11 protein-coding genes are annotated in these 11,472 nt (G+C 57.6%); 1 reads left to right on the top strand and 10 read right to left on the bottom strand.

What is annotated here, in order from left to right; genetic code table 11:
* Positions 1-133 precede the first annotated feature (133 nt).
* The 8 genes from hpf to CPPEL_RS08480 all read right to left on the bottom strand — a co-directional run bounded on the left by hpf (position 134) and on the right by CPPEL_RS08480 (position 8,337).
* Positions 134-799, bottom strand: a complete 666-nt coding sequence (gene hpf / locus CPPEL_RS08445; protein WP_123960699.1) for a ribosome hibernation-promoting factor, HPF/YfiA family — start codon at positions 797-799, stop codon at positions 134-136.
* Between the two features lie 203 nt (positions 800-1,002).
* Positions 1,003-1,551, bottom strand: coding sequence for a ComF family protein (locus tag CPPEL_RS08450; RefSeq protein WP_245990425.1), 549 nt, complete (start codon positions 1,549-1,551; stop codon positions 1,003-1,005).
* Positions 1,552-1,736: 185 nt separating this feature from the next.
* Complete coding sequence (lpqB, locus tag CPPEL_RS08455; protein WP_123960700.1) at positions 1,737-3,461, bottom strand: MtrAB system accessory lipoprotein LpqB; 1,725 nt, start codon at positions 3,459-3,461, stop codon at positions 1,737-1,739.
* Entirely contained in the window at positions 3,458-5,050 is a 1,593-nt protein-coding gene (mtrB, locus tag CPPEL_RS08460) for an MtrAB system histidine kinase MtrB (RefSeq protein ID WP_342767992.1), read from the bottom strand. Before mtrB ends, lpqB begins: the two co-directional genes overlap by 4 nt.
* Before the next feature lie 13 nt (positions 5,051-5,063).
* Positions 5,064-5,735, bottom strand: coding sequence for an MtrAB system response regulator MtrA (gene mtrA, locus CPPEL_RS08465; protein ID WP_123960701.1), 672 nt, complete (start codon positions 5,733-5,735; stop codon positions 5,064-5,066).
* A 162-nt stretch (positions 5,736-5,897) separates the two neighbouring features.
* Positions 5,898-6,512 carry a dTMP kinase gene (locus tag CPPEL_RS08470; protein WP_123960702.1) on the bottom strand — a complete coding sequence of 205 codons (615 nt, stop codon included), beginning with the start codon at positions 6,510-6,512 and terminating at the stop codon, positions 5,898-5,900.
* The gene (ahcY, locus tag CPPEL_RS08475; RefSeq protein ID WP_425453783.1) at positions 6,512-7,939 is read right to left on the bottom strand and encodes an adenosylhomocysteinase; all 1,428 of its coding nucleotides are present in this window, start codon (positions 7,937-7,939) and stop codon (positions 6,512-6,514) included. Before ahcY ends, CPPEL_RS08470 begins: the two co-directional genes overlap by 1 nt.
* Positions 7,940-7,986: 47 nt before the next feature.
* Entirely contained in the window at positions 7,987-8,337 is a 351-nt protein-coding gene (locus tag CPPEL_RS08480; RefSeq protein WP_123960704.1) for a DUF4259 domain-containing protein, read from the bottom strand.
* Positions 8,338-8,540: 203 nt separating this feature from the next.
* Between CPPEL_RS08480 and CPPEL_RS08485 the strand changes: the two genes are divergently transcribed.
* Positions 8,541-9,173: a hypothetical protein gene (locus CPPEL_RS08485; RefSeq protein ID WP_123960705.1), complete on the top strand. Its 633-nt coding sequence runs from the start codon at positions 8,541-8,543 to the stop codon at positions 9,171-9,173.
* 103 nt (positions 9,174-9,276) lie between these two features.
* Here CPPEL_RS08485 and manA read toward each other — a convergent pair whose 3' ends face one another.
* Together manA and CPPEL_RS08495 are read right to left on the bottom strand one after the other, a co-directional pair.
* Entirely contained in the window at positions 9,277-10,437 is a 1,161-nt protein-coding gene (manA, locus tag CPPEL_RS08490) for a mannose-6-phosphate isomerase, class I (RefSeq protein WP_123960706.1), read from the bottom strand.
* A gap of 162 nt (positions 10,438-10,599) precedes the next feature.
* Entirely contained in the window at positions 10,600-11,469 is an 870-nt protein-coding gene (locus tag CPPEL_RS08495; RefSeq protein ID WP_123960707.1) for a hypothetical protein, read from the bottom strand.
* Between the last annotated feature and the right edge of the window lie 3 nt (positions 11,470-11,472).

Raw genomic sequence — 11,472 nt, forward strand, 5'->3', positions numbered from 1 at the left:
CAAGGTAATTGCGATCAACGTAGGTATTGTACGTTTTGGGTCTGTGAAAAGCACGAACACCCGGACTCTTGCGAGCATGTTCTAGCTCGGCAAAGCAATCCGGGTGCGGCTATCAAGCAAGCGTCAAATGACCTTAGGCCTTGTCGTTGCTCAAAGAGATCAAGCCATAATCATAGGCGTGGCGGCGATACACCACGGAAGGCTGACCAGTCTCTTCATTGACAAACAGGTAGAAATCGTGGCCCACGAGCTCCATCTCAGACAAAGCATCATCCACGCTCATCGGAGTAGCGGAGTGCTCCTTGGTGCGCACGATCTGACCGGGCAACACATCTTCAACAGAATCGGCATAGGGATCTTCATCATATTGATCCTTGGCGCGAGCCTGCTCAGCTTCACGCACCAATTCCGCGGCGGCTTCACCGGTGCTCATCGGTGCACGGTGGCCGGACAGGGAGATGGAACGACGAGCCTTGACCTTACGCAGGGAACGTTCCATGCGAGACAGTGCCGTCTCCAGTGCTGCGTAGAAGCTATCTTCCTTCGCCTCAGAACGAGCAATGTGGCCCTTGCCGGTAGCGGTGATCTGAATGCGATCAGAGTTATCTGCACGGCGAGGATTCGGCTCGTGCTGCAACTCGACGTGGAAGAACGTCAGCGTAGGATCCAAACGCGCGATCTTGGCAAGCTTGGAATTGACTCGTTCCGCGAAATGCTCGGGAACCTCGACGTTGCGGCCGGTGATTGACACCTTGACGTCCGGGCTCAACACCTCGTTGGAGCCATCAGGCGTGGTCATAATCACGTACCTCCCTTGTGTTGTCCGCCCTTGAAGGAAACCTCTGACAGACCCCTCCGGGCGGGGTGAACTTTCATCTCTAAGGATACCCGTAGTTTTGCAGTCACCGCCATAGAATGTTGTTCGCTCTCAGCGTTGGCAATTTGCCCAACGCCTTGACCCAATCCATGCCCTTGGAGCAACTAGATCCCGCCCCAACACGGTCAAGCATGAGAAAACCCCAGGCAGCCGGCCACTTTCATTCCCGCAGATTGAAGGACGGCCACCGAAGAAGCCAGCGTGGCGCCGGTAGTAATCACATCATCGACCAACAACACCGGCGCATCCACGGTGCCCAAAAGCTGCACAGCACCAGAAATATTTATTCTTCTTTGCACAGCGCTCAGACCAGCAGAATCACGCACCCTTGTTGCGTGCCGCAACAGTTGAGCACTTGGCAGGCGGCTGGATTGGCAGGCAAGAAACACCGGATCGCCGCCCCTTGCGCGCTCATTGCTCAACGTGGTTGGGGCAGGCACCAACCACAGCCCATCGGGTAAGCGGCCTTGGGCTTCTAAGGACTGCACCGCCGCACGCAGTACGGCACCAAACACAGCACACATATCCATGCGCCCGCGTTCTTTCATGCCAATAATCATTGCCGAGCGCACGCCACCGTAGGGGCCAAGTGAATACACGGGCACATGCTGGAGCACCCTGGTGCTGATGCGCTGCGGTGGCTGCCGAAGCTGCTGCTTGCACGAAGCACACAAGGCAACACCTGCCGTGCCACAGCCGGCGCAACTACGCGGAAGGCATAACTCGGCAAAAGCCCGAGCCGCTAAGCGCACATCCCGAAAATCCAAAAGCCCCCCCCTTGGTAGAGCCGTGCTCCTCCCCTATCAGCACAGCGATCTACCAAGAGGCTAAAACGCCTCTGCAGCTTTGGCAATCAGGATTAGTTTGGCACCACCACGGGTGCGCGCACGCCTTCAAGGCCTGCGACCTCGCGCCAGAAATTCGCTTCTTCTAAATCCTTTGGAATCTGCATCGTTGCCCTGGCGTCGGTGGCGAAAATGGTGGAGCTATTCGACGTCACCGAAACCACCGGGGCATCGAGGTTGGCTCCTGGCAGCGGGGTGGCACTGGAGCCATCGGGGGCTACCACCCACACTGGCGCCTCGGGGTTGGCCGTGCCGATTAATAGGGTGCCATCGGCTTGCCAATCAAGCGAGATGATCGTGTCTTCAAAACCAGGCAGCAGATCAATAACGTTGGTGAGCTTGCGTTCGCCCACATTTGGCCTGGCTACCACGCCCACGTAGACCTTGCCGTCCATCACCATGGCCGCCCTTGAGCCTGCGTGAGAAAGCTGCAGCACGGAAATATCGCTGTGCTCGCCCAAGGATTCCGAATCCACCTCAGTTTGGACGATCTCGCCATTGTCGCTGGAGCGAGCCACGCGCGCGATCTTTTGGCCATCGATCACCGTCCACAGCGATGATGCCGTGGGCTCGAAGGTGGGCTTGGTCAGCGTGCGGGCCCGAAGCTTGCTTTCCATGGTGGTGTTCATGGTGCCGATGAGCAATTCAGATTCGCGATCCTCTTCTTGGCCAGAGCTTCGCACCGCACCCACCGCATCGCTTTTACCCGAGATGCTGATCGACTCAATATCTTCGAGCTGCCCGATGGGCTTGGTTACCGGATTGATCTTGCCGCCATTGATATTGACCAATTGGCCGCCGATAAGCGCATAGGCGGTATCGAAGCTATTGCCGGTGGCCTGGGGGTTGTATTCGGCGAAGTTATCCACCGTGAGGTCTGGATCTTCGGTGTCTCTGGAGCGCACCGCATTGCCATCGAATGCCAGATGATACGGCCCGCCGATTTCTGCCATGCCTAAGGTCCAGACGATGCTTGCCGCGAGCCTGCGCATGGCATCGGAGCTTAAGTTGGTCAGCCCAGAAAACTCATACACCCCATCGCGCCTGCCCGCATAGGTGGCATCGGCTGGTAGTTCGTCCATCACGCCTGGGGCAAGCCACTCGGAGGGGCCTTCGATCAGCAGCGATAGCAGGGCTGAGTCTAAAGAGCCGGTGCGGTTATAAATCCACCGCTGATCAGCAACCAGGCGGCTGCCGCTGGGATCAAAGAAGTACACATTGCGCATGGTGTAGTGATTGCGGAAGGCATTGCGCTCCACCACGATCTGATTGGGCAGATCGACGATGCGCCACTCACCATCAATTTCTTCGAGGCGAATATTTTGCCTAAAGGGAGTTTTACGGGGCTGGTAGGCACCAGCTTTGCTCACCTCGCCGACGATGGTGCCGGTTACCTCGTAGGTTCTGCCCGGTTCCTCATCATCCTGTGGCGCGGAATTCACATCGATGCGATCAAGCACGAGAATATCTGGCTTTGGCGCCCAGGATTCTGCCTTTTCCTTGCTCATGTAGCTCTTGGCAGCGCGGTATTGCTGCTCTGCGAGCGCATTGGCACTGTAGAAATCTCGAAGCAGCAAATCTGGGGCTTCGCCTTCTTTGGGGCCTTGGAAGCTTGAGGGTTGTTCTTGTTCAAAACTCCGAATTGCTTGAGGGTCTGTTTCTGAAGGCACAGAAATACATCCGCTTAACACCATGGCCATGGTGGTGCTCACGCACAGCAGCGAAGCTCGCTTCATCATTGCTCCTCCTGGCTGAGGTTAATGCCCTCGCTGGATGGTTCCTTGCTCTTTGGCGCTTCCAGCGGCAGCGGAGGCTTATCAATCGCACCGCCTGGGGTGCGCGGCAACAGCACCCTAAAGGTAGAGCCAACCCCAATATTGCCCCTGGCCTCAATGGTGCCGCCGTGTAAGTGTGCATCTTCTAAGGCAATAGCAAGGCCTAATCCGGTGCCGCCGGAGTGACGCTCGCGGGAGGGATCGGCACGCCAGAAGCGTTCAAACACCAGCTCTTCTTGTTCAGGCTTTAAGCCAACGCCGTGATCGGTGACCGTCACCGCGATGGCATCTGCGCTCATGGCGGTGCGGATTTCTACCGGGTTGCCTTCCGAGTGATCCACGGCGTTGGCAAAGAGGTTGCGCAGGATCCTTTCAATGCGTCGAGCATCGCCAACCATTGGCAGCGGATCATCTTCTGGCACGAAAGTGACTTGCACCCCGAGCTCTTTGGCAAGCGCGCGCACCTGATCCCATGCAGCATGGATGCACTCGCGCATATCGAGCTGTGTTGGCGAAAGTTCGGTAGCGCCGGCGTCGTAACGCGAAATCTCAAGCAAGTCATTGAGCAGGTCTTCGAAAAGATCAAGCTGTTGTACAAGCAACTGAGAAGCGCGCTTGGTATGCGGGGCAAACTCCTCCGATTCGGAGTTGATCATATCGGCGGCCAAACGCACCGTTGTCAGTGGTGTGCGCAGCTCGTGGGACACATCGGAGGTGAATTGACGCTGGAAATTGCCGTATTCTTCGAGCTGCTGGATCTTCTTAGACAAGCTATCGGCCATGGTGTTAAAGCTCATGGCCAGGCGGGCAATTTCGTCTCTGCCGTCGACCACCATCCGCTCACGCAGGTGGCCATCGGCGAAACGTTCAGCGATGCGGCTGGCAGAGCGCACCGGGGTGATGAGCTGGTTCATCGCCACCCAGACGATGATCACAAACAGCACGATCAACAAGATGGCGGCACCTGCAAAGGAGCCACGCAGCATGGCAAGGGTAGCCTCGTCGTTTTCCATCGACATCACCAAATACACCTGGAGGTTTGGCACCTCGGCGTCGGTAGGCGTGCCAATGATGAGGGCTTTATAGCTGGAATCGTCGCTTCTTCGGATCGTGGCGTATTGGCTTGCCACCTGCCCCTGTGCGACAAAGCTGCGAAGCCGCTCGGGAATGCGATAGCCCTCGGGAGCAGAAATCACCTCGCCTTCTGGCTCATTGACCAAAATGACGGGCTCATATACCGCCTGCTCCTGGCCTTCAACAGCCCGAGAAACGATGGCGGCGCGGGCCGTTTTTAGGCGAACATCTAATGGGCTTGATGCACCCGTGGCGGCAATTTGTTCTTCCACTGCCACGCGCGCGCGGTCGATCTCTTGAGCGGCGATTTCTTCTTTGGCGTCCATGAAGCGCCCAACTAAGAAGTTAGTCACGAACATGGCCAAAATAAGCAGCACGAAAGCGGAGGCAAGAATAATCGTGCCCAACACGCGGTACTGAACGCTGGTTTGCCAGCGTTCTACTAATGCGTGACGTATGCGGTGAATCAGCCCGGAAATGGCCTTCTGCTCCTTAGCCGATCTTGTAACCCACGCCGCGGATAGTCAGCACGATCTGCGGGTTATCTGGGTCTTTTTCAATCTTGGAACGAAGACGCTGCACATGCACGTTGACAAGGCGGGTATCGGCAGGGTTGCGATAGCCCCACACCTTCTGCAGCAATTCTTCGCGGCTAAAGACCTGCCCAGGCTTGGAGGCCAACTCGACTAATAATTGGAACTCAAGAGGCGTGAGCTGGATTTCTTCACCATTGCGCGTGACTTGGTGGCCTGGGACGTCGATACGCAAATCCCCGGCCTCTAACACATCGTGGTGCTCATCTTCGCTGCGGCGCAGACGCGCACGCATACGAGCAATGAGCTCCTTGTGCTTAAAAGGCTTGGAAATATAGTCATCGGCACCCGATTCCAGGCCAAGCACCACGTCGACGGTGTCCGTCTTGGCGGTGAGCATGACAATGGGCACCGAGGATTCGCGGCGAATCATCCGGCAGATGTCGATGCCATTGACTCCGGGCAGCATCAAGTCGAGCAGCACCAGGTCGGGCTGCTCGCGCTGGAACACCGGGACGGCCTGGGCGCCATCGGATACCGCTACAGTTTGATAGCCCTCGGCTTGAAGCACCAAGGTGAGCATCTCGGAGATGCCAGGATCATCATCAACGACGAGGATTTTTGGGGGCATAGAAATAACGGCCACCCTTTCTTCTTTTCTGCATTGCTCAGACGTTCTAAGCCTACCGTGCGCACATGCCAGGCAAAACACACTGTCACCTTTTTGCAATGGCAGCGATGTGTGATGCCAATGAATACAAATGCCGCCGAAGGCTAAGAACCTCTGCCGCTGCTATCCCAGCGCCTGCAGCACCGCGGTGGCCACAGCACTTGTTTGCTGTGCTGGATCAACCACCATCCACGGCGAATACCACTGCTGTTGGGCCAAGTTGGCGTAGGCATGAGCAGTGCGAAGCTGCAAGCCGGCATCCGATTCATATTGATCGCGTACACGGCTTGCATCTTCTGCCTCACGCGAGGCTGCGCGCTTTGCAGCCAATGCCACATCGGTGCCAAGCAGCACCTGCAGGGTGGGCTTAGGGAGCCCAAATTGCTCGAACTCTAAACCCGCCACCCACTGAGCAATGTTTGGATCTTGAGCTCGCGCCACCGAGTAGGCGGCATTCGAGGCCACATAGCGATCAAGCAGCAAGATCTTCGAGCTTGCTGCGGCCTTGTGCAATTGCTCTTTTGCCCCGAGGCGATCGAGGGCAAATAGCGTGGCCATGCCGTAGATTGAGTCGCTCAAATCACCCATGCGCCCATAAAGGGCTTGCTGGGCCAGTTGGGCGTGGATGGATTCCTCGTAGCGGGGAAAGGCCAGGTACTCGGCATCTACTTGTTCGCGCAGCGCGCGAACAAGGGTGTTTTTGCCCGCGCCGTCGATCCCCTCAATCGCAACAATCATTAGTAGCGGTAGTGCTCCGGCTTATAAGGGCCTGCAACATCGACGCCAATATATTCCGCTTGTTCCTTGGTCAGTTCGGTGATGGTGCCGCCGAGGGCTTCGACGTGGATGCGTGCGACGAGCTCGTCAAGGACCTTTGGCAGACGGTAGACCTCGTTGACGTAGGAGCCATCGTTATTAAAAAGCTCGATCTGCGCGAGGGTTTGATCGGCAAAAGAGGTAGACATAACAAAGCTCGGGTGCCCGGTGGCATTGCCCAGGTTGAGCAGGCGGCCTTCGGAAAGCAGGATGATGCTTCGGCCATTGGGCAGGGTGAACTCATCTACCTGCGGCTTGATATTTACGCGAGTGACGTCATCGCGGTGTAGCAGGGAGGCGACGTCGATTTCATTATCGAAGTGGCCGATATTGCCCAAGATGGCGTGGTCTTTCATCTTCAGCATCTGCTCGAAGGAAATGATGTCGCGGTTGCCGGTTGCGGTGATCACGATATCGGCATCGGCAATGGCGTCGTCGACGTGGACCACGGGGAAGCCATCCATGAGTGCCTGCAAGGCATTGATCGGATCAGCCTCGGTTACCTTCACGCGGGCACCTTGGCCGTCCATGGCCTCGGCACAGCCCTTGCCCACATCGCCGTAGCCGCAGATCAGCACGCTCTTGCCACCCATGAGTGCATCGGTGGCGCGGTTAATGCCGTCGAGCAGGGAGTGGCGAGTGCCGTACTTATTGTCGAACTTCGACTTGGTTACAGCGTCGTTGACGTTCATTGCGGGGAAGGGCAGCTCGCCAGCTTCTGCAAAGTGGTAGAGGCGGTGCACACCGGTGGTGGTTTCCTCGGTAACGCCCTTGACCGACTCTGCAATCTTGCCCCACTTGCCGGGCTCAGCTTCGAGCACTCGGCGCAGCATGGCTTTAAATGCCTTGGATTCATCGGAATCCTGCTCATCATCAGGTGGCACCACGCCGGCTTGTTCATATTCGCGTCCGCGGATCACGGCCATGGTGGCATCGCCGCCATCGTCGAGGATCATATTGGGCAAGCGATCGCCCCAAGAGAAGATCTCATTGACGCAGTCCCAGTATTCTTCAAGGGTTTCGCCCTTCCACGCAAAGACCGGAACACCCTGCGGGTCCTCGGGAGTACCCTTGCCAACCACCACGGCGGCTGCAGCTTCATCTTGGGTGGAAAAGATATTGCAGGAAGCCCAGCGCACCTCGGCACCGAGTGCAACGAGGGTTTCGATCAGCACAGCAGTTTGCACCGTCATATGGATCGATCCGGCGATGCGTGCGCCTTGAAGGGGCTGTTCTTCGCGATACATCTCGCGCAATTGCATCAGCCCCGGCATCTCGTGTTCGGCGAGACGGATCTGGTGGCGGCCAGCGTCGGCCAGGTGGATGTCACGGATGCGGTAGTCAGTCAAAACCTTGATGTCCTTCTATTTGGGTACTGCGTTTGGTGTTATCTGCTCTAGCTTAGAGCCTCGATATAGGCATCGAGATCTTCATCGCTTTCAACCTGCTCCAACAGGCCTGCGGCGATTTCTCTAATATCTTCCTCGCCCCTGCCGCGCAATCCAAGAATAAAGGGGTAATCCTGGGCTAATTCGCGATCGCTAAAGGGGGCTCCTGCCCAAATGGCCAGCAGGGTTGCCGCGAGTTGGGCGTTGTCTTGTTCTTCTGCCTGGGCTCCTTGTTCGGCTGCAATACGCACCAGATCGGATACTTCTTCCACGATGGACTCGCTATCGAGATCTGCGAGCTCGTCTAGAAGATCGATATTGCTTTCTACCTCAAAGACCTCGGCTTCCCATCCACTCACGATCTATCACCTTTCTTTAAGTGTGCTGGCGCATTGCGTGTTGGCAGTAACGCCATCGAATGTGGGATCTACTTCCATTCATAGTGCATTTTCTTTTTCCTGGCCGGTTGGGCTGCCGAATGTGTTCTTTGCAACCCTTCCCTTTTGTGATAGCGTTTGTGATCAAATTGTTATCAAACCTTTATTAGTACAGGTAGCGGCACATGAAGCACACTTCAAAGACCATTGCCGGCACGCTTGGAGCCGGCGTGATGCTTGCTGCTGCCGTGGGGTTTGGAGTGTGGAAGCTCGATCCTGCATGGAACTCCTCTACTCCAGAAGAAACCGCCGGCATCTCCCCTGCTGCAAGCACCGCAGAACGCAGCACGGGGGCGTCGACAAGTACCAAATCCAGCACCAAAACAAGCGAGCCCACGCAAACCGCCGTTCCGGCACCGCAAACTGCCGTTGCCGTGGATCGCTCTCAAACCTATGTGGATCGCAACGATCCGCTGCTGCCACCGAATGCGCACCTGCCCGCGCAGAATTCCGCGCCAACCACCTCTGCCCCCTTGCCTACTACGAGCACCGAGTCTGCACCCACAAGCCCGGTGATTGAGCCGGTCACGCCGCTTGTACCCGAGGTTCCGGGCATCAACGGCGACCTGGCCACCGAGTTGCCGCTGGAGCCAAGCAATGGCGAGGAACAGATGCCTATCGACGCCATCTGGGACTGGGCAGAAATGATGGGCTTAAAGCAACAGCCCAAATCTCAAGCGCCTAAGCCAAGCAGCACCGCTGAAAAGAATGAAGGTGCCAAGGCTCAAACCTCGGCACCGGATACCTCCCAGCGTTAGACCGAAAGCTAGACCAACAGCTAGGCCTACACCTAGGCCCAGAGCGCGGCCAGAAGACGGCCCCCGCCTAGCCGCCTAAACCCCGCCTAGCCGCTGGGAGTTTTTAAGCTCCACCCACGGTGGCGATAAAGACTTCCCCCTCGCCTTCCAGGCGCACCTGTGCATCTTGGGCATCGATCCACAATGCCTCGGTGGGCTCAAGGCTAAGCTCGCCTGCGCGCAGATTGCCTTGGGTACACAGCACGATCGCAGGGCCTGCGTGTTCGAGTGTGAACGCGCCGTCGATGTGCACGCTGCGCAGCGCAAATTCTTCGCTGGGCACCTCATAGCGGCCGTCTATCGGCTCGACTACCGGATCGGCCAGGGTGTCAAAGCGCAGCACATGCACCAGTTCTGGGATGTCTACATACTTTGGGGTCAGCCCGCCGCGAAGCACATTGTCGGAGTTGGCCATAATCTCAACGCCAAGGCCGGAGATATAGGCGTGCAGGTTGCCGGCGTCTAAGTAGATGGCTTCGCCTGGTTCAAGGCGAAGGTGATTCAACAGCAGCGCTCCAAGGACACCAATATCGCCGGGGTGGCGCTGTTGCAGATCAATCACGTGATCCAACACGAGCTGCATCCACGCTGGTACGTGATCGCGTGCTTGTTGCGCTGCTGCTACTACTGCATCGATCAGCTCGGCTCGTGCGGCCGAGGGGATGGTAATCCAGGTGGTAAACAGCGCACGAAGGTCGTTTTCTTCTTCGCCTTCTTCAGCAATCAGCGAGGCGTAGTGGTTGAGCTCCTCACACTCGAGGGCGGCGAAAAGCTCACGGGTTTGATCCAGGGGGCGAAAACCTGCCATGGCGTGGAATTCGCTTAAGGCCACCAAGAGCTCTGGCTTATGGTTATCGTCGCGGTAGTTGCGCTCATGGGCGTGGATATCAATGCCCTGGGCATTCTCGCGGGCAAAGCCTTCTCTGGCCTGCTCTAAGGATGGGTGCGCCTGCAGGCTCAGTGGCTGGTCTGCTGCAAGCAGCTTGAGCAAGAAGGGCAAGGTGGACTCGTAGCGCTGCGCCACGGTGGTGCCCAAGGCTGCTTCGGGGTCGCTGGCGATGAGCGTATCGAGGCTGATCTCATCTGCGGTGGCCGGTGCTGCTGGGTGCGCCCCGTACCAGAGTTCTGCCAGGGGCTTCGTGCTTGCTTGCTCGCCACGCATCTGTTGAATCAGAGTCCTTGAGCCCCAGGAATAGGCTTGGGTGCTCGGGATCAGCTTCTTCATCTAGGTGGAAACCTCCGTGGTCACTTGCCAATGCGGCCATGTGCATGGCCTCTTGGCAATGGTGGCAGTGGCACATGCTGTGTGCCTGGCTGCCGGGAACTAGGTCATATCTGACTAATGCTCGGCCAGATTTGGCTGCTGCTTGGTCATTGCTGACTGGAACTAATACATAGTAGCCGCGAATGCGCGAGCCATGAGCGTAAATAGGGCCGTGGCGCGATCGCCCTCGGCTTCTGCCAGCTCAGCTACTGCCCAGCGAATGATCGCCGGCTCCGGTGGCAACGGCCCATCAATGATCGGGTCATGGAAGGGGTCGCGCGGTGGTTGTGCTGCATAGAAGGCACCTAAGGCTCGGCCATCGATACTGCCGCTGAGCTTGGCGTGCTGGTTGAACATGCACGCCACCAGTGCGCAAAGATCCAGCGATTCCGCATCGTTTGCCACATGCAGCCCAAAGGCTGCTTTTTGGGCGATATCGCGGGCCGGGTTAAGTGTTTCACGCTCTGGCGCGCAGCGCAGCAGCTCTTCGTCGACGCGCTCGGCAATGGCGTGCAGGCGGCGTGTGGGCTGAGCTACCAGCAGTGCCAGCAGTGCTGCACCGGATCTGGCAGGCGATGGGCCTTCGTGCATGGGCAAGGGATCGATGATGTGCGTGCTGCTGGGCAGATCCTCGCGCAGCCGGCCATGGCCAATAGCCGCTATGGTCGTAGTACCTCTGGCGTGGCACACACTGGCGGCTTGGGCCAGGCCATCGTGTGCCCCACTTTCGCTGAGCAGCAGCACTACATCGAGGGCGCCAACATAGCTGGGCAGGCTTTGGGTTATCACCACTGGGGTGGCAAGCGGCTGGCATACCCCAAGCACGGCTTGGGCTGCGCGGTAGCTTAATTCATCGCCTGCGAGCACCACGATGCTTCTCGGGGCATCGCTTAAGATCGATTCCCAGGGCAAGGCATCGGCTACTGCGCGTAGCTGCGCGCCTTCGTGGGCGATATCGAAGTACGCCTTATCTGGGTCGATGTGTTCAGCCATAAG

Origin of the sequence: Corynebacterium pseudopelargi (genome assembly GCF_003814005.1) — a bacterium.
Taxonomy (GTDB): Bacteria; Actinomycetota; Actinomycetes; order Mycobacteriales; family Mycobacteriaceae; genus Corynebacterium; species Corynebacterium pseudopelargi.